At 50.5% G+C, this 19700-nt stretch carries 18 protein-coding genes; 2 read left to right on the top strand and 16 right to left on the bottom strand.

The window, feature by feature from the left end:
* Positions 1-147 precede the first annotated feature (147 nt).
* The 3 genes from mazG to rlmD form a co-directional block, all read right to left on the bottom strand.
* Positions 148-945, bottom strand: a complete 798-nt coding sequence (gene mazG / locus EA26_RS17955; protein WP_039430481.1) for a nucleoside triphosphate pyrophosphohydrolase — start codon at positions 943-945, stop codon at positions 148-150.
* Between the two features lie 95 nt (positions 946-1040).
* On the bottom strand, positions 1041-3260 hold the full coding sequence (gene relA, locus EA26_RS17960) for a GTP diphosphokinase (RefSeq protein ID WP_039430482.1): 2220 nt from the start codon (positions 3258-3260) through the stop codon (positions 1041-1043).
* Between the two features lie 92 nt (positions 3261-3352).
* On the bottom strand, positions 3353-4669 hold the full coding sequence (gene rlmD / locus EA26_RS17965; protein ID WP_039430483.1) for a 23S rRNA (uracil(1939)-C(5))-methyltransferase RlmD: 1317 nt from the start codon (positions 4667-4669) through the stop codon (positions 3353-3355).
* 175 nt (positions 4670-4844) lie between these two features.
* Here rlmD and barA point away from each other — a divergent pair, with 175 nt between their 5' ends.
* Positions 4845-7637, top strand: a complete 2793-nt coding sequence (gene barA / locus EA26_RS17970; protein ID WP_039430484.1) for a two-component sensor histidine kinase BarA — start codon at positions 4845-4847, stop codon at positions 7635-7637.
* A 69-nt stretch (positions 7638-7706) separates the two neighbouring features.
* Here the strand turns inward: barA and acpS are convergent, their stop codons facing one another.
* The 11 genes from acpS to rpoE form a co-directional block, all read right to left on the bottom strand.
* Positions 7707-8087, bottom strand: coding sequence for a holo-ACP synthase (gene acpS, locus EA26_RS17975; protein WP_039430485.1), 381 nt, complete (start codon positions 8085-8087; stop codon positions 7707-7709).
* Between the two features lies 1 nt (position 8088).
* Positions 8089-8820 carry a pyridoxine 5'-phosphate synthase gene (pdxJ, locus tag EA26_RS17980; RefSeq protein ID WP_039430486.1) on the bottom strand — a complete coding sequence of 244 codons (732 nt, stop codon included), beginning with the start codon at positions 8818-8820 and terminating at the stop codon, positions 8089-8091.
* Complete coding sequence (gene recO / locus EA26_RS17985) at positions 8817-9548, bottom strand: DNA repair protein RecO (protein WP_039430487.1); 732 nt, start codon at positions 9546-9548, stop codon at positions 8817-8819. Before recO ends, pdxJ begins: the two co-directional genes overlap by 4 nt.
* A gap of 84 nt (positions 9549-9632) precedes the next feature.
* The gene (gene era / locus EA26_RS17990; protein WP_039430488.1) at positions 9633-10601 is read right to left on the bottom strand and encodes a GTPase Era; all 969 of its coding nucleotides are present in this window, start codon (positions 10599-10601) and stop codon (positions 9633-9635) included.
* Entirely contained in the window at positions 10594-11271 is a 678-nt protein-coding gene (gene rnc / locus EA26_RS17995) for a ribonuclease III (RefSeq protein ID WP_039430489.1), read from the bottom strand. The genes era and rnc overlap by 8 nt, the downstream gene beginning before the upstream one ends.
* 22 nt (positions 11272-11293) lie before the next feature.
* The gene (lepB, locus tag EA26_RS18000) at positions 11294-12193 is read right to left on the bottom strand and encodes a signal peptidase I (RefSeq protein WP_039430490.1); all 900 of its coding nucleotides are present in this window, start codon (positions 12191-12193) and stop codon (positions 11294-11296) included.
* A gap of 107 nt (positions 12194-12300) precedes the next feature.
* Complete coding sequence (gene lepA / locus EA26_RS18005) at positions 12301-14094, bottom strand: translation elongation factor 4 (protein ID WP_039430491.1); 1794 nt, start codon at positions 14092-14094, stop codon at positions 12301-12303.
* Positions 14095-14207: 113 nt separating this feature from the next.
* Positions 14208-14678, bottom strand: a complete 471-nt coding sequence (locus tag EA26_RS18010) for a SoxR reducing system RseC family protein (protein WP_039430492.1) — start codon at positions 14676-14678, stop codon at positions 14208-14210.
* A complete protein-coding gene (rseB, locus tag EA26_RS18015; protein WP_039430493.1) occupies positions 14675-15646 on the bottom strand; it encodes a sigma-E factor regulatory protein RseB in 972 nt (323 codons plus the stop codon). The genes EA26_RS18010 and rseB overlap by 4 nt, the downstream gene beginning before the upstream one ends.
* Entirely contained in the window at positions 15643-16263 is a 621-nt protein-coding gene (locus tag EA26_RS18020) for a sigma-E factor negative regulatory protein (RefSeq protein WP_039430494.1), read from the bottom strand. Before EA26_RS18020 ends, rseB begins: the two co-directional genes overlap by 4 nt.
* 28 nt (positions 16264-16291) lie before the next feature.
* Complete coding sequence (gene rpoE / locus EA26_RS18025) at positions 16292-16870, bottom strand: RNA polymerase sigma factor RpoE (RefSeq protein WP_039430495.1); 579 nt, start codon at positions 16868-16870, stop codon at positions 16292-16294.
* Between the two features lie 353 nt (positions 16871-17223).
* Here rpoE and nadB point away from each other — a divergent pair, with 353 nt between their 5' ends.
* Positions 17224-18831: an L-aspartate oxidase gene (nadB, locus tag EA26_RS18030; protein WP_039430496.1), complete on the top strand. Its 1608-nt coding sequence runs from the start codon at positions 17224-17226 to the stop codon at positions 18829-18831.
* A 30-nt stretch (positions 18832-18861) separates the two neighbouring features.
* Here the strand turns inward: nadB and EA26_RS18035 are convergent, their stop codons facing one another.
* Both EA26_RS18035 and EA26_RS18040 read right to left on the bottom strand, forming a co-directional pair.
* Complete coding sequence (locus EA26_RS18035) at positions 18862-19278, bottom strand: protein YgfX (RefSeq protein WP_160173463.1); 417 nt, start codon at positions 19276-19278, stop codon at positions 18862-18864.
* Positions 19247-19507, bottom strand: a complete 261-nt coding sequence (locus EA26_RS18040; protein ID WP_039430498.1) for an FAD assembly factor SdhE — start codon at positions 19505-19507, stop codon at positions 19247-19249. The genes EA26_RS18035 and EA26_RS18040 overlap by 32 nt, the downstream gene beginning before the upstream one ends.
* Positions 19508-19700 lie beyond the last annotated feature (193 nt).

The following is a 19700-nucleotide window of genomic DNA, read 5'->3' on the forward strand; positions in this document are numbered from 1 at the left end:
AATATACCAGAAGACCCTAACCGCCACAACGTGAAATCTATCACACGCCAATTTTTTATTTTTTGCTTCAAATCAAAGTGAACTAACAGCAATCAAGCCTGTGGGAAATTAGTTGAGCCCTTTTTTTGCCACTTTATCTGCCGATTTTTAGCCCTTCTCTTGGGCTTTTACCTGATCCCAAAACCCGTCCAATTCTTGCAAACTGCACTCGCTCAGTGTTTTGCCACACGCAGCAACTCGCTGCTCGACAGCGCGAAATCGACGAGCAAACTTGAGGTTGGCTTTGGCCAGCGCCACTTCAGGATTAACCGAAAGATGCCGGGCCAGATTGACCGTCGCAAACAGTAAGTCACCCAGTTCCAACTCCACTTTGTCCGCTTGCACATCCACTTGCAGCGCCTCTTCCATCACTTCATCCACTTCCTCGCGCACCTTGTCTACCACAGGGCCAAGTGAGTCCCAATCAAAACCGTAGCGCGCACACTTTTTCTGCATCTTTGTGGCACGTAATAATGCCGGAAGCGAAGCTGGTATAGAGTCTAGAATACTTTCTTCGCTTTTGCCTGCTAAGGCTTTCTCTTTTATTTTTTCGGCTTCCCAGTTGGCATTGAGCTCCGCTTCATCCGTAAATTCCTGCTCTGCGAACACGTGCGGGTGGCGACGCGTGAGTTTCTCATTGACCGTTTCCACCACCTGCGAGAAGTCAAACAGACCCTGCTCTTTCGCGATCTGGCTGTAAAAAATCACCTGAAACAGTAAATCACCAAGCTCCTCTTTGAGATTGGACCAATCTTGCTTGTGAATCGCATCCACCACTTCATAGGTTTCTTCGATAGTGTGAGGCACCACGCTGTCAAAAGTTTGCTTACGATCCCACGGGCAGCCATTTTCAGGGTCGCGCAGCTTGGCCATGATCTGTTCTAACTGTTCGATTGGATGAGTCATTTTGCTTCCTTTGTAGACAATTCGTTTGTAAAAAATGCATTTGTAAAAAAGGCGAGTAGTCTGCACTACTCGCCTCTCATTGAAACGATTTGCGATCAGCAGAGTCGTTTGACTGACATCACATCGCGTACTTGCTCGACCCGCTTCATGATGCGGTTGAGCACTTCGATGTTAGACACCTCAAGCTCAAAGTCCATCACATTCAGATGAGTGCGATAGTCCATGCGACTCTTCATGCTGATCACTTTTATTTTCTCGTTCGCCAGCATGGTGGTAATGTCTTTCAGCAGGCCACTACGCTCCATCGCTTCCACACGCACCGTCAGCATGTAAGAGCCGACCACACCACGTCCCCAAACGGTGTCGATGATCCGCTCTGGTGCGTGATGGCGCAATTCGTCCAACTGTTCACAATCGCTGCGGTGCACCGAGATGCCACGACCTTGGGTGATGTAACCGCAGATCTCATCGCCCGGGATCGGTTGGCAACAGCGCGCGAGGTGGGTCATTAGGTTATCCACTCCCTCGACCACCACAGCATCTTTGCGCGGGCGACTTGGCGATGCGCCTTTGCTTTCCGCTTCCTGCAGTTTTTCTAGCGCTTGTTTGTCTTCTTCTTCCGCGGTCGGTTTATTCACCAAGGCATTGATATGGTTGACGATCTGGTTGATACGCAAATCACCACTGCCGACCCCAACATACAGCTCGTCCGACGTATTCATGTTGAAACGCTTGAGCGCGTATTGCTCCGCATCTTTCAGCGTGGCGCCAATCTTCGCTAACTCGTGCTCTAAAATCTCGCGCCCTGCTTCGAGGTTTTTCTCGCGGCTTTGCTTGCGGAACCACGCGTTGATCTTGGCGCGTGCACGCCCCGAGGTAACAAAACCCAGCGATGGGTTGAGCCAATCACGCGAAGGGTTAGGCTCCTTCTGGGTGATGATTTCGACCTGATCGCCCATGTGCAGTTTGTGGGTGAACGGCACGATGCGCCCAGCGACTTTGGCACCAATACAGCGATGGCCAACTTCGGAGTGAATATGATAGGCGAAATCAAGCGGCGTCGCTCCCATCGGCAAATCGACCACATCACCACGCGGAGTAAAGGCGTAGACACGATCATCAAACACCTGACTACGCAACTCATCGAGCATCTCACCCGAATCGGACATCTCTTCCTGCCAATCAAGCAGTTTACGTAGCCAAGTGATTTTCTCGTCATAGCCGCTGCGGGCGCTGCTGCCTTCTTTGTATTTCCAGTGGGCCGCAACCCCAAGTTCAGACTCTTCATGCATCTGCTTGGTACGGATCTGGATTTCGATGGTTTTCCCTTCTGGGCCCAAAATCACCGTGTGGATCGACTGATAGCCGTTGGGTTTAGGGTTAGCAACGTAATCGTCAAACTCGCTAGGCAAATGTTTATACTTGGTGTGCACCACACCGAGCGCGGCATAACAATCTTGCAGTTTGTCGGCAATAATGCGCACAGCGCGCACATCAAACAGCTCATCAAAGGCGAGCCCCTTCTTCTGCATTTTGCGCCAGATGCTGTAAATGTGTTTCGGTCGCCCGCTGACTTCGGCCTTGATGCCGCACGTTTTCATCTCTAAAGAGAGATCTTCGACGAAATCCTTGATGTACTGCTCGCGAACGATGCGTCGCTCCGCCAGTTGCTTGGCGATCTGTTTGTAGGTGTCTGGCTGCTGGTAGCGGAAGGCGTAATCTTCGATTTCCCACTTGAGCTGACCGATCCCCAAACGGTTCGCCAGCGGCGCATAGATATTGGCACACTCTTTTGCCGCCGCGCGGCGCACGTCGTCCGGCGCTTGTTTGACTTCAATCAGGTTGCAAATCCGCTCTGCGAGTTTAATCACTACGCAGCGAAAATCATCCACCATGGCCAACAGCATACGGCGGACGTTGTCCACCTGAGCGGAACCCGCACTGCCTTCCAATGTGATGTTCAACTGACCAATAGCGGCCATTTCATCCACGCCATCAATCAGCTTAATGATCTCTTTGCTGTACTCTTCTTCCAGCGCTTCACGGGCAAAAGCACCACTTGAAACCAAAGGAAACAGCTGTGCGGCCACCAGCGTCGCTTTATCCATCGATAAAGTGACCAAGATCTCGATCATCTCCCGTCCACGCCACAACAGCAGCTCGGCCTGTTCATGGCCAGCCAAGATGGCCTGGCAGTGACGATACACTTCAATCAAGCGAGTGGAGATGCTGTTATCCTGTTTCAAGCTGGCAACCCAGCTTTCCAATTCAAACTGCTCTTTGGGGTTCAAATGTGCGCTTCTTACCGCAACCATCTTGTCATCCTAATTATTCTTTGTTCGTTTCGACTAACTGCATCCGGGTTAGTTCGCTTTGCTTCGCCTGAGTGATGACATTTTGCACTGAGTTACTTCTCAAACAGTGCCATCGACTCAAGGTGACTGGTATGTGGAAACATATCCAGCATCGCCAATTTGGTTAAGGTATAGCCCTGCGTAAGCAGGCTCTGACTGTCCCTTGCAAGGGTAGCAGGATTACACGAAACATAAACCACTCTTTTCGCACCCAATACGGATACCTGATCGATGATGCCGCTTGCACCAGCCCGAGCGGGATCGAGTAGAATTTTGTCAAACTGCTCGCTTGCCCAAGGTTGGCCGATAAAATCCGCCTCAAGATTAGCGTGAAAAAATTGCGCGTTATTGATCTGGTTCAACGCCGCGTTCTCGGCGGCATTGTTGACCATTTGCGCGACCCCTTCCACTCCGATGACTTGCTTGGCTTTGCTCGCCAGAGGCAAGCTGAAATTACCAAGGCCGCAGAAGAGATCCAGCACGCGATCATCGGCTTGTGGCTCAAGCCATTCCAATGCTTGCGCGACCATTTTCTGGTTGATATGCGGGTTGACCTGAATAAAGTTGTTCGGCGCAAAAGGGACCTTGACTGTGCATTCCTGATAGTAAGGCTGCTCGCCAACAATGCGATCGAGCTGGTCACTTTCCGGCATGAGATAAAGTGTTAGCGCATGTTTCGTCGCAAACTGCACCAGCGCGGTTTCATCTTGCGCCGCCAACTTCGCCGTGTGACGCAGTGCCACCACAACGCCATTATCGGCTGCGACCAGTTCAACATGGCCCAAAGTTTCCGGTTTATCAAAGCCACTTAGTAGCGCTTTCAGTTCAGGCAAAATCTGGTTGAGCGGCGCGGCCAATACCGGGCAAGCAGTGATGTTCTCAATCTGCTTACTCTGTTTGCGGCGAAAGCCAAATTGCAGTTGGCGCGTTTTCTTATCCTGCATCAGGCTAAAGCGAGCGCGGCGGCGATAGCCTTGGTCAGGCCCAGTCACGACAGGAGCGAGTTCGATTTCACGTCCGGCGAATTTTTTCATCAATTGCAGCAATGCCGCCTGTTTGTATTCCAACTGCGCCGGATAGTTGAGATGCTGCATGTCGCAGCCACCGCATTGACCGTAGTGCGGACAAAAAGGCTCGATGCGCTGCTCACTGGCTTGCAGCACTTTGATCAGTTTGCCACGGGCGAATTTACTCTTCTCTTCCACCAGTTGCGTCACCACGGTTTCCCCCGGCAGCGTTCCTTCAATAAACAGCGGTTTTTGCTTGAGATAGGCGATACCCGCGCCTTGGTTGTCCAGCCTTTCAATCTGCACTTGCAGATGCTTGAAATCCGGTTGCGTTTTCTTTTTCGGTTGGAAAAAACGTGCCATGCTCTAATGCCTGAAATAAATTGCTCAAATTTGTCCTCACAGCGTCACTATTCTTTAGCGCCGCCGTTGTACCCACAGGATGATCTGATTATGCTTGTGCGATGATTCGATTGGGTCACTTCGCTTTTTGTGACGCCTATTTTCCCATATCCCGACCTTGATGTAATTAGATAACATGACCAGATATGGCTTACGTGCCCGCGTAATTACTCTTACTCTCGCTCCGACCTTAATCATAGGTCTATTGCTCAGCAGTTTTTTCTCTTTTAATCGATATCGGGATCTGGAACGTCAGGTGATCACCACCGGTAACAGCATTATTGAGCCTTTGGCGATTGCCAGCGAGCCTCATCTTTTGAGCGAAAGCCGTGAAGCGGTGCGCCGCTTGATCAGTTACGCCCATCGCAAAAACTCTGAGCTGGTGCGCAGTATCGCCGTATTTGATAGCCATCATGAGCTGTTTGTTACTTCCAACTTTCACCCCAATTTCGAATCACTGACGTTTCCCAAAGACAAGCCGATTCCGCTGCTGGGCGATTCTGAGCTACACGACACCACCATGATCCTGCGAGTGCCGATCCTTTCCGAGGGGCACTATCTCAGCAACTTGGTCGAACCCGAGCAAGCCACGCGCGCGGTCGGTTACATCGCGGTCGAGATGGATCTCTCGTCGCTGCGCTTACAGCAATACCAAGAAGTCTTCTCCGCCTTTTTAGTGTTAATACTTGGCCTTGGTCTGGCTAGCGTGTTCGCCTCGCGCCTGATGCAAGATGTTACCCAACCGATTACCCATATGAAAAACGTGGTGGACCGTATCCGCCGCGGCCAGTTGGACATTCGCATCGAAGGCAAAATGCATGGTGAGCTGGATTCACTGAAAAACGGCATTAACGCCATGGCCGTCTCGCTCTCGGAATACCATGTTGAGATGCAGCACAGCATCGACCAAGCAACCTCCGATTTGCGCGAAACGCTTGAACAGCTGGAAATTCAAAACGTCGAACTGGATATTGCCAAAAAACGCGCCCAAGAAGCGGCGCGGGTAAAATCGGAATTTTTGGCTAACATGTCTCACGAGCTGCGCACTCCACTCAATGGTGTGATCGGTTTTACTCGTCAGATGCTCAAAACTCAGTTGACCAACAGCCAGACCGATTATCTGCAAACCATTGAAAAATCGGCCAACAACCTACTCAACATCATCAACGACATTCTCGATTTCTCTAAACTGGAAGCGGGCAAGTTGGCGCTGGAAAACATTCCGTTCGATTTCCGAGAGGGCTTGGAAGAGGTGATCAGCTTGCAAGCCACCAGCGCCCACGAAAAAGGGTTGGAGATCACCTTAAAAGTGGATCCGAAAATTCCTCCCGGTCTGGTGGGTGACCCGCTGCGTATTCAGCAAGTACTGACTAACTTAGTCGGCAACTCGATTAAGTTCACCGAAAAAGGCAACATTGATGTCAGCGTCGAAATGCGCGCCCAAGCAGGCGATGCGGTCGATCTGCAATTTATGGTGCGAGACACCGGCATCGGCATCTCAGAGCGCCAACAAGCGCAGCTCTTCCAAGCCTTTAGCCAAGCAGACGCGAGCATTTCACGTCGCTACGGCGGTACTGGGTTAGGTCTGGTTATCACGCAAAAACTGGTCAGCCAAATGGGCGGGGAAATCAGCCTCACCAGCCGCCTGCACCAAGGCTCAACCTTCTGGTTCACTCTGCGTTTGCACTCAACGCAAATGCCAATGAGTGACCTGCTCGAATCCGAGTATCTGCAAGGCAAAGAGCTCTTGTTGGTGGAGCCCAACATGCAAGCGGCAGCAGTCACGCAGCAACTATTGGCGCAAGAAGGCATTCACGTGGTCTACCGCTCGACCTTGCCAGAAGAGAGCAAAACCTACGATTTCGTTCTGCTCAACTTGGCCGCCAATCAAAGCTACGACTTGCACACCATCGAAAACTGGCTCAGCCACGCGCTGCAACTTTCCGCCAACACGGTGCTCGGCATCCCTAGTACCGAACTGGCGCTGGCCGATCAACTGCTGGGACATTTTGATGTGCAGTGTTTGACCAAACCGCTGTGCCGTCGAAAACTGCTGCAAAGCTTGATCGCCACGCAAACCGCTCAACCTGTGCTTGAGCAGAGTCAACCGGTACTGCAAGAGGATAAAGCCGCGCTCACCGTACTCGCCGTGGACGATAACCCAGCCAACCTCAAACTGATCACCGCCCTTTTAGCCGAACGTGTGACGCACGTCGTGGCGTGCAGTTCCGGGCAAGAAGCGGTCGAGTTGGCGAGCAAAACGCCATTTGATCTGATCTTTATGGATATCCAGATGCCACAAATGGATGGAGTCACGGCCTGCAAGCAGATCAAAGAGGGGGAGCTTAACCGCCAGACTCCGGTGATTGCCGTCACCGCGCACGCCATGAGCGGAGAGCGAGATCGCCTGCTCAAGGCGGGAATGGATGACTATCTGACCAAACCAATCGAAGAGCACATCTTGCAGCAGGTTCTTGTGCATTGGAATCCCAACACTTGCGATCAACAACTCAACAAAATCGGTCCTTGCTATGCCGAAGTCGACCAAGAACCAACCTCGCAGCCTCAGGCAGAGCTCAAAGCGGACGTGATTATTGATTGGCAGGCGGCGTTGAAACAGTCCGCCAACAAAGAAGACCTCGCTAAAGACATGCTCAGAATGCTGACCGAGTTTATTCCCGATGTTGAACAGGTGGTCGAACAGGCACTGGACGACAGCCAGTATCCGCGAGATGAGTTAATTCATGTCATCCATAAACTGCATGGCAGCAGCTCTTACTGCGGCGTACCACGCCTGAAATCACTGTGCGCTACGCTAGAACACGCATTGCGCTCGGGGGTTGAGTTGGCCGAACTTGAGCCTGAACTGTTCGAACTGCAAGATGAGATGGCTAAAGTCACCGCCACTGCGCAGTTTTATCTCAACTAGAGTGACACTCGTCTTTGAAAAGGAAGAGAAAAGAGGAGCGGAAGGAAAACTTCCGCTCACGATAAACCGCTACGATTCGAAGATCACGGTCGCCACCGCATAGTGGCGCTCATCGGAAATCGACAAATGGCTATGGACAACCTGTCTCTGCTCAGCAAGCTGCAACGCTTTACCGGAAAGATGCAAACAAGGCTTGCCATGCTCATCATTACTGACGGTGAAATCATGAAAGGTCACGCCATGAGCAATGCCCGTGCCTAAGGCTTTGGATGCCGCCTCTTTCGCCGCAAAGCGTTTGGCAAGAAAGCGCCCTTGCTGCTTCGTCGAGTGGAACACCGCCAGTTCGGATTGGCTCAGAATGCGCTCGGCAAAAGCTTCGCCGCTACGAGCGAGTGCTTTTTCCACCCGCTCGATTTCAGCAATGTCAGTGCCAAGCCCTACAATTGCCATCTTACTTACGAGCCGCAACCATGATCGCTTTCATATCCGCGACCGCTTTTTCTAGCCCGTCAAACACCGCACGACCAATGATGGCATGGCCGATGTTCAACTCGTAGATCTCTGGCAACGCAGCGATAGGTGCCACATTGTGATAAGTGAGGCCGTGACCGGCGTTCACTGTAATACCCAAATCGGCTGCATAGCTGGCACCAGCGGCGATTTTCTTCAGTTCGTTGAGCCGATCCGCTTCGGTTTCTGCGTCGGCATAGTGACCGGTGTGCAACTCAATAAACGGCGCGCCACAAGCTTTCGCCGCATCAATTTGTTCACGGTCGGCATCGATAAACAGTGACACTTTAATGCCCGCGTCAGTCAGTTTTTGCGTCGCCGCTTTGACCTTCTCCAGATGACCAGCTACATCCAAACCGCCTTCGGTTGTCAGCTCTTCACGCTTTTCAGGCACCAAACAGACGTATTCCGGTTTGGTTTGCAGGGCAATTTCAACCATCTCGTCGGTGACGGCCATTTCCAGATTCATTCGCGTCTGGATGGTTTCGCTCAAAAGGCGCACGTCGCGATCGGTAATATGGCGACGATCTTCACGTAGGTGAACGGTGATGCCGTCTGCGCCAGCGCGCTCGGCAATTTCTGCGGCGTGGACAGGATCAGGGTACTTGGTCCCACGGGCATTACGCAATGTCGCGACGTGATCGATGTTAACACCCAGATAAATTGAGCTCATTTTTCAATACTCCTTGCTCGGGGAATTCGTGTCTGTATGAACAATTCCCGACTTTTTAAAGGTTTGCCGCCAAGATACGGCTTTAAGGCTATGCGTGTAAAGCGTTTTGCCGCTTTAAGTTGCTCTCGGGTGACAAAGCGCCGCTCACTAATTGCAATCAGTTCATTACCGTAAAAAGTCAGATTATCCATACGAACTGAAGCAATAAACCCTTTTTGCTCACGGTAGCGATAGGTCATGTCGGGATCGACCGGTTCACCGCTGCCTGCGCAGTGTAAAAAATCCACGCCGTAGCCCATCGCCGACAGCAGCGCCAGTTCAAAGCGGCGCAAAGCGGGTTCCGGGTTGTCGTTTTGCGCCAACTCAGTTAACGCAAATAGATAATCATGAAACAACCCCGGCATCGCCACTTCCGCCGCCAAAACACGTCCAATCAACTCGTTAACGTACATAGCCGAATATAGGGTGATCCCCGACAGTGGCAAGCCAAGGCTGATCGGCTCGGCTTGACGCAAAGTTTTCATTGACCCTTTGCCTGACCATTTGAGCAATAGCGGGGTAAAAGGCTGCAGCGCCCCTTTTAAATTGGAACGCTTGCTACGCGCGCCTTTCGACAAAATAGTCAGCCGACCATACTCCTCGCTAAAAACGTCGAGGATCAGGCTCGATTCGCTGTAAGGGCGACGATGCAAAATAAAGCAGCGTTGTAAGCCGTCACTTGGGTTCATTTTGCGACTGTTTCATCCATAAAAATAAGGAGCCAGTTGGCTCCCTACGGTCATGATTGCGGAGCGACACGTTCGCCTGCCCAATCACAGATCATCAATGTATCCGAGCGAGCGCAAGGCGCGTTCATCGTCTGCCCAGCCAGATTTCACTTTCACCCACGTTTCTAGGTAGACTTTGCGGCCAAACAGCTCTTCCATATCCAGACGCGCTTCGCGGCCGATGGTTTTGATCTTCTCGCCACCTTTCCCGATCACCATTTTCTTCTGACCACTGCGCTCAACCAAGATCAGCGCATTGATATGAAAACCGTCGGTTTCCGGGTTGTAGTCAAAGCGTTCGATTTCCACCGTAACCGAGTATGGCAGCTCTTCGCCTGTAAAACGCATCAGCTTTTCACGCACAATTTCAGACGCCATAAAACGCTGTGAGCGATCGGTAACATACTCTTCAGGGAAGTGGTGTACGGCTTTCGGAAGATGCTCACGCACGTGCTTGCGCAGCACGTCTATGTTCTTACCATGCTTGGCAGAAATGGGCACCACGTCGACGAAGTCCATCTTCTTCGACATCTCCATCATGTGCAGCATCACTTCATTGCGATCTTGTACGTTATCCACTTTGTTCACGCACAGCACGACAGGGAAGTTGGCTTTTTGTAGCTTGGTCAGCACCATCTCATCATCAGCAGTCCAGTTGGTGCCATCAACCAAGAAAAACACCAGATTGACATCGCTCAGTGACGAGTTAGCCGCGCGGTTCATCAAACGGTTGATAGCGCGCTTCTCTTCAATGTGCAGCCCCGGCGTGTCAACGTAGATGGCTTGGTAATCGCCTTGCGTGTCGACGCCCATAATACGGTGACGCGTGGTTTGCGGCTTACGTGAGGTAATGGAAATCTTCTGCCCTAAGATCTTGTTGAGCAAGGTCGATTTCCCTACGTTAGGACGACCAACGATGGCGATAAAACCACAATGTTGATTCTCAAGTGAAGAAGGTTGTTGCTTCTCTTCTGACGCGAAAAACGCATCGATATCGAATTCATTATCAGCCATTGGTTAACTGCTCCAGAGCCGTTTCAGCAGCCGCTTGTTCTGCCTTGCGGCGGCTGGTACCTTTTCCGATCACAGGCTTGTCCATACCCGCGACATCACACTCAACCGTGAATTCTTGGTTGTGTGCTTCACCTTTAATATTAGTCACTGTGTAGACCGGCAGCGGTTTTCTTCTGCCTTGTAAAAACTCCTGCAAGCGTGTTTTTGGGTCTTTCTGAGATACGCCAGGCTTGATGGCTTCCAGGCGAGTGTTGTACCAGCTTAAGACGATGCCACGTACCACTTCCAGATCGCTATCTAGATAAATGGCACCAATAATGGCTTCGACCGCATCAGCCAGAATCGAGTCGCGACGAAAACCGCCACTCTTCAACTCACCTGGACCTAATTTTAAGTAATCTCCCAGACCAAACTCACGGCCCAGCTCTGCCAATGTGTTTCCGCGCACTAAAGTTGCACGCATGCGGCTCATATCCCCTTCATTCACTTTGGGAAAGCGGTGATAGAGTTCATCAGCGATGACAAAACTTAAAATTGAATCGCCCAGAAACTCAAGACGTTCATTGTGTTTACCATTGGCGCTGCGGTGAGTCAGCGCCAGATTGATCAGCTCAGCATCGTTAAATTGATAGCCGAGCTTCTTACTTAGTTGATCAATAGGAGAATTCATACTCTCTCGATAGTCATTTATGTTAGTGAATGCCGCCGATGCGGTTAAAACGCACTCCGGTTGGGATCCATGATGGCAAGAAACTGTCGGCGCTGCGATCAAATTCAAAACTGATCCAGATAGCGACGGCTTTACCCACCAAGTTAGCTTCTGGCACAAAGCCCCAGAATCGGCTGTCAGCACTGTTATCGCGGTTGTCGCCCATGACAAAATAGTGTCCTTGTGGAACGACCCACTCGTTTACACCACTACGAGGACGGTAAGCACTGATGCGATCGCTGCGCGTGGTATCAATCAGAATGCGGTGTTTCACTTCGCCCAAGGTTTCATCCAACTGCATGAGGGGAATGCCACCCTGCGAGAACTCACTCTCAACCACATTGTTGCGCGCCACCAATTTGCATTCATTCTGCCCTTTCGCCTGAATACAAAGTTCTTTATTTCTGTCGTAGCGCACCGTATCTCCCGGTAAACCGACGACACGTTTGATGTAATCAACGTTCGGTGAAGGCGGATATTTAAACACCACAATATCACCGCGCTCCGGTTTGCCCGTTTCGACCAGTTGGGTGCGCCATACCGGATCTTTCAAACCGTACGCGTACTTTTCCACCAAGATGAAATCGCCGACCAGCAAGGTTGGCATCATAGAACCCGATGGGATTTGAAACGGTTCATAGATAAAAGAGCGCAGAATCAGTACAAAGCCGATCACTGGAAAAATCGACACGCCATTTTCAATCCACCAAGGCTGCATTTTCGCTTTTGCCAGTGTCGCAGCATCCAGACCTGCGTTGGTTTGCGCTTCAATTTCCGCCACTTTCTGTTGACGTTGTTTGCTCCAAACCAGCTTTTCTAGTACCCAAATGACGCCAGTCACTAGGGTGGCGATAACCAGGAGATGTGAAAATATCGTCGCCATTGACTTCCCTTATCTAAAAAATACGAAAGTGAAAGGGCGAGAACCCTTTCACTTGTTCAGTTTCTATCGTCGTATGACCGATGTCAGGCGGATAAAGTTCAAGGAAATTAATCTTTACCCACGTGCAGAATCGCAAGGAACGCTTCTTGCGGCAGTTCGACGTTACCGATCTGCTTCATGCGTTTCTTACCTTCTTTCTGCTTCTTCAACAGTTTTTTCTTACGGCTCACGTCACCACCGTAACATTTCGCCAATACGTTCTTACGCAGCTGTTTCACGGTTGAACGGGCGATAATGTGGTTACCGATGGCCGCTTGAATCGCGATATCAAACATTTGGCGAGGAATGAACTCTTTCATTTTCTCGACCAACTGACGACCACGCGTCTGCGATTGATCTTTATGAGTGATGATCGCCAGTGCGTCAACTTTATCGCCGTTGAGCAGAACGTCTACGCGCACCATGTCTGACGCTTCAAAGCGTTGGAAACCATAATCAAGCGAGGCGTAACCACGTGAGGTCGATTTCAAGCGGTCGAAGAAATCCAGTACCACTTCAGCCATTGGAATATCGTAGGTTAGCGCCACTTGGTTGCCGTGGTAAACCATATCAACCTGCGTGCCACGTTTCTCAATACACAAGGTAATTACGTTACCTAGGTAGTCGGCTGGCACTAGAATGTTACAACGCGCGATCGGCTCGCGAATCTCATCAATGTCATTAATGGCCGGCAGTTTGGCTGGGCTATCGACATAGATGGTTTCTTTGTTGGTCTTGAGCACTTCATACACTACGGTCGGCGCGGTGGTGATCAGGTCAAGATCGTATTCACGCTCAAGACGCTCCTGGATGATCTCCATGTGCAGCATGCCAAGGAAGCCACAACGGAAGCCAAAGCCAAGTGCCGCTGATGTTTCTGGCTCATAGAACAGAGAAGCGTCGTTGAGGCTCAGTTTGCCAAGGGCATCACGGAACGCTTCATAGTCATCAGAAGAGACAGGGAACAGACCTGCATACACCTGTGGTTTGACTTTCTTAAAGCCTGGCAGCGGTTTTTCTGCGCCATTTTTTGCCAGCGTCAAGGTATCGCCCACTGGCGCGCCAAGAATGTCTTTAATACCACAAACAACCCAGCCTACTTCGCCAGTGTTGAGCTCGGTGGTATCGATTTGTTTTGGCGTAAAAATACCAAGGCGATCCACGCCCCACACCTGACCCGTGCTCATCACTTTGATCTTGTCGTTCTTCTTCAACTGACCGTGTTTGATTCGCACCAGCGACACCACACCAAGATAGTTGTCAAACCAAGAATCGATGATCAGCGCTTGCAGCGGCGCCTCTGGGTCGCCTTCGGGGGCTGGAATGGCAGAAACAATCTTCTCCAGCACTTCGTCAACGCCCAACCCCGTCTTAGCTGAACAACGAACCGCATCAATGGCATCAATACCGACGATGTCTTCGATCTCTTCCGCCACACGCTCAGGTTCGGCTGCTGGCAGGTCAATTTTGTTCAGAATTGGCACCACTTCCAGATCCATTTCGATTGCGGTGTAACAGTTCGCAAGCGTCTGAGCTTCTACCCCTTGACCAGCATCCACCACCAGCAGAGCGCCTTCACAAGCCGCTAGCGAGCGCGATACTTCGTAAGAGAAGTCCACGTGCCCAGGGGTATCGATAAAGTTGAGCTGGTAGGTTTCACCATCTTTAGCTTGGTAGTCGAGTGTCACACTCTGCGCTTTAATGGTGATACCACGCTCACGTTCAAGTTCCATTGAGTCTAGAACTTGCTCTGCCATTTCACGGTCGCTCAATCCACCACAAACTTGGATTAAACGGTCTGATAGGGTCGATTTACCGTGGTCGATATGGGCGATAATCGAAAAGTTACGAATGTGCTTCATAGATTTGGGGTGACTAAACTCTTTAATTCTGGGACATAGAAACGCCGCTCAAAGGCGGCATTTCTGTTAAGTTGGCAGATTCTACCCAATTTCAGGGCGGGACGCATCATAATTTAGGCAATAGGCGCGCCGAAGGTTCGCAGCAAAATAACCTGTTGTGCGCTTTGCTGTTCAGTAGCGCGGGCGAGTTTTTTCGCTGTCAATAAGCCCAATCCAGCCCCGATGGCCGAAGCGGCGATGACGATCCCTTCACCCAGTCCAAGCAAAGGAGCCAACAATAACTGGCCAACCATGGCGCCTAATATCAACGCCATTAAAGGAACAACATAGACAATCAATGCCGAGCGCAGCACGTTTTGTTCTGAGATGCCGATTTCGACCACTTCTCCCACCTGCAAACGCTGCTGGGTTTGCAGGTGCCACGCTAACGCTTTTTTTCCGACGGCTTTACTGACAATGCCTGTGCCACAGCTCTTTTGTGAGGCGCAGCTATTACAACTGGTTTGCTGCTCGCAGCTCAGTTCAACTGAAAAATGCTGTTGCTGAGCGGTCACTTGAGTGACCGTCGCCAGTGCCGTCATCATTGCGAGCTCTCCTTAGCCTGCGAGGTGGAGAAGGTCACAGATTGGATAATACGCTGCGCTGTAGCGGGAGGAATATCACCCACCACGGAGATCTCGTAGTTACCACGCACTGCACTATTGAGTGTACGGCGCCCTTGGCGCACCAATTGCCCTTTGAGCGAATGAGCATCTTTTTCACTGACATACACAGAAAAGCTGAACAAACCGTCACTAAACAGTTGGCTCTCAACCATCTGTTCTGTTAACCCTAAACGGTAACGATTGAGTTCATTCGGCTCAAACCCTTCAGGCACCCAAGAGACTTTCCAATTACTTTGGTCGACGGCGCCTTTAGGCAAGCTCAGTACTGCAGGCAACTGGACATCTTTCAAGCCGCTCATTAGCTCGGCAATCTGTTGATTAACGGAATAGGAGATGGTTCTAAACTGCTCAAGTACTTCCCCATCGCGATCCACCAAATCAGCTCGCAATGGCAACTTGCTCTGTTCATCAATCCACATAACGTAGGAATAACGCAAGCCATCTTTAGGAACAATCCGGATCACTTGCGAAGGCGTGCCCGCTTCACGTGCTCGGCCCACTTGAACGTAATCGTAGTAGCGATGCAGATGTTCAATGTCGCTGCCAAGCATGGGCATCACGGGAGCAACCATTTCTCCGGCTTCGATGGTGAAAGGCTCGGTGCCCGGTTCGATATAACTGACTTCACTGCCCCGTTTGATCACTTCACGTACCGGGCCACTTAAATAGACCAGATGCGCATATTGCAGATCATCTTTGTTGGCATGACGGTACAACAAAGGCTCGATGCTGTTCTTCTTGATGAGAATATAAGCTAGTTCATAGCTCAAATTTTGGCTGGCTTCGCTCATTTGATGCAACAAAGCCTCTGCTGGCTTGTCGCTAGCAAAGGCTTGAGGAGTCATCACACTGAACAGAGCACAAACGCTGAACAGGAATTTCTTCATTCAATTTCCGATTTAAGTTGCTCATCCTCAAGCATGGATGAATCACTATTTAATCTTAACTGGAGTTCGTAGTCGCGTAACATAGCATGAACCCGCTTACGCTGCTCTTGCAAAGACGCATCACTCATCGATTTTTCTACCGATTCGCGTGTCAAGCTCACAGGCTCTGCGCTGCCTGCAAAAGGAATGGTTTGCAAGACAGGTAACTGTTCCGCTTGAGGCACGCTGGAATCACCGCCGCCATATTGCTGAACACCGATGATCACCGCCAGTGAAACACACGCTGCAATCGCCACCTGACCAAATTGAGAGAGCCAAGCAGGTAGCTGCTTTTTCGCTTCTCGCGGAGTGGGCTGCGATTCACGCGGAACTTGACTCAGTTCCACAATGCGCTGCTGATGAGTACTATGTACCGGCTCATCTTCCAATGCTAAGGCAACACTTTCAGCAATATTCCATTGTGGCTGGCTTGGTCCTTCTCCACGCATCACATCACCAATCAAATGATAATGACGCCAAGAGTCAAGGCTGTCTTGATCTTGCTCGATTTCTCGCAACAAGGCCAAATCGACTGTTTCACCATCCATGAGTGCCGAAAGCTTTTCTTTATCAGCCATTCTTAATTCACCATTGTTATTACTGGTACTAGCGTTGTAAAAGAGGTTGAATTTTCTTTTCCACCGCCTCACGAGCACGGAAGATACGCGAACGTACCGTTCCTACAGGGCAATCCATCACTTCTGCAATTTCTTCATAGCTCAAGCCATCTAGCTCGCGCAAAGTCATTGCGGTTTTCAAATCTTCGGGTAACGCATTAATCGCATCGAAAACGACTTGTTTCAGTTCGTTGGACAACGTTAAGTTCTCTGGGTTCGATATTTCTTTTAAGGCGTTACTTGTCTCATAAAATTCAGCTTCTTCAGCATCCACATCGGTGGCAGGAGGACGACGACTCTGCGCAACAATATGGTTCTTGGCAGTGTTTACCGCAATTCGATATAGCCAAGTATAAAAGGCACTTTCGCCACGAAAACTTGGAATCGCACGATAAGCTTTAATAAAAGCTTCCTGAGCAACGTCGGGGACATCGCCAGGATTACTGACATATCGGGAAATAAGATTGCATACTTTATTTTGGTACTTGATCACCAAGAGGTTGAATGCTTGCTTATCGCCACTCTGAACTCGCTCAATCAATACTTGATCGGTAAGCTGCTCGTTCATTCGAGCGGATACTCCTATTCGTTATGACCCTTCTCTTCACAGATATGGGCAATAATTATGCATAATGTAGTATTGACACCACTGTCTACTTGAGCACTATTGTGACTTGCGACCAACAAGAAAGTTCCACGCTTTCTTAAATATTTTGTCAATATTGGTTCGTGATGTGATGTAATAAACACGCTTTGCCATTGATTCTGGATGGACAGAGTGAGAAATGCAATGGCGGTTTGTGCTGACTAGGGCTTTTCTTCACCGACTGTGTTCGGTGTGTTATGCAGATTGGATGCACATGAGGTGCTGAATATACCAAAGTGAACCAGTTCACTTTAGCTCGGGATTTTGAAAATTTTATGAACGCAAACCGTGAACATGAATGTGATGTGTTAGTGGTGGGCAGTGGTGCTGCGGGTCTATCGTTAGCCTTGCGAGTCGCCAATCACTGTAAAGTTATCGTGTTGAGTAAAGGGCCACGCAGCGAAGGCGCGACGTTTTACGCACAGGGTGGTATCGCCGCTGTTTTTGACGAGTCAGATAGTATCGAGTCGCATATCCAAGATACGCTGATTGCTGGCGATGGACTGTGTGAGCGAGAGACGGTGAAGTTTATTGCCGAGAACGCCAAAGAGTGTGTGCAATGGCTGATTGATGGGGGCGTGCCTTTCGATCGAGAAGAAGATGACTCCGATGACGAGCCACGCTATCACCTGACCCGAGAAGGCGGACACAGCCACAGGCGCATCCTGCACGCTGCCGACGCCACGGGCATGGCGATGCAAACGTCCTTGCAAGACAACGCGCACAATCACCCCAACATCCAAGTTTTAGAACGTCATAACGCCCTTGATTTGATCACCGAAGACAAAATTGGCGGCGACAAAAACAAGGTGATCGGCGCGTACGTATGGAACCGCAACGCTGAACACGTCGAAACGGTTCGTGCTAAGTTTGTGGTGTTGGCTACGGGCGGCGCATCCAAAGTGTATCAGTATACTTCAAACCCAGATGTTTCCTCGGGAGACGGCATTGCCATTGCTTGGCGCGCCGGATGTCGTGTCGCCAACCTTGAATTCAACCAGTTCCACCCAACTTGCCTCTACCATCCAGAAGCACGCAACTTCCTGCTGACAGAAGCCTTGCGCGGCGAAGGCGCTTATCTGCGTCGTCCAGACGGATCGCGCTTTATGCCGGACTTTGATTCGCGCGAGGAGTTAGCACCGCGTGATGTCGTCGCGCGCGCGATCGACTTTGAAATGAAACGTCTGGGCGCGGATTGTATGTATCTCGACATCAGCCACAAACCTGCCGATTTCATCACTAAGCACTTTCCGATGATCTACTCGCGCCTGATGGATTTAGGCATCGACATGACCAAAGAACCCATTCCAATCGTTCCTGCCGCTCATTACACCTGTGGTGGCGTCATGGTCGACAAAAACGGCCAAACCGACTTGGAAAATCTCTACGCGATTGGCGAAGTCAGCTACACGGGTTTGCACGGCGCGAACCGCATGGCGTCGAATTCGCTGCTCGAATGCGTGGTCTATGCCTGGGCCGCCGCCAAAGACGTACTGAAAAAGCACAAAAACGTAACGCTTGCTCCTTCGCTCCCAAGTTGGGATGAGAGCCAAGTGACTTGCAGCGATGAGGAAGTGATCATCCAGCACAACTGGCATGAACTGCGCCTGTTTATGTGGGATTACATGGGTATCGTTCGCACCGACAAACGCCTTGAGCGCGCGCTGCGACGCATTCAGTTGCTACAACAAGAAACACACGAGTACTACAGTAACTTCCGAGTTTCCAACAACTTGCTTGAGCTGCGTAACTTGCTGCAAGTGGCGGAACTGATGGTTCGCTGCGCCATGCAACGCAAAGAAAGCCGAGGCTTGCACTATACCTTGGATTATCCTGAGCAGTTGGAGCACAGTGCACCGACCATTCTCACCCCAGAGCGTTAATTGCTACGTTCTATCAATCATGAAAGGGAGCTAGGTTAGCTCCCTTTTCATTTGCAGCTGCTTGATGACGACCAGCAGTTGGCGATATTCGTCTTCTTGGCAACTGTCACGCCAAATTAAAAACCGTTCACCCGAGGCGGTTTTTAAACTGATAAACCACCAATAGAACTGACTATTGACCCAAGCGAGCTGCCATTGTTGCTGGCCCAATTTTAAGCGCCCCGAAAAAGACAAAGAGAGATGACCCAGCAACTGCGGATAGAGGATGTCTCGGTTTTGATAACGCTGCAGCAAAATGGTGAATAGAGGGAAAAGCGTCACCAGCGGCAAGGAAGAGTAGACTAAAGCCCACAAAGCAAGACTGAACACGCCAGCACTGAGCCAATGGGCTTTACGAGATGAAAAACAGGTAAGATTAACGTACCTTGCTGAGGTTGTGAGCGACAATTTTATCGACCATTGAGGCATGCCCCAAGTTCTCACTGCGTCCGTGGCCCATGATCCAAGTAAATAAATCCGGATCATCGCTTTCCAACAGCGATACAAAATCGCGCTGTTCGTTTTCACTTAGGCTTTCAAAGCACTCTTCAAAAAAAGGCATGATCACCACATCCAGCTCCAGCATGCCGCGACGACAAGCCCATTTGATGCGCGCTTTTTCTTCCGTAGTGTACATCGGTTATTCCTCACCTTATGTTTTTATTGAGGCGGAGTGTAACAAGGCTGTCAGTCCGCCACTAGTGTATCTGTCACAAACTGCAATCTCACCCACTGAATAAAACCCTGTTTTTGCTGTGCTGACAAAGCGTGCTGCGCGGATTAACATAGAGACAAATGACGCTGCGATGCCAAGTGCGCATCCCTTATCG

It is taken from the genome of Vibrio navarrensis, assembly GCF_000764325.1.
GTDB classification, from domain to species: domain Bacteria; phylum Pseudomonadota; class Gammaproteobacteria; order Enterobacterales; family Vibrionaceae; genus Vibrio; species Vibrio navarrensis.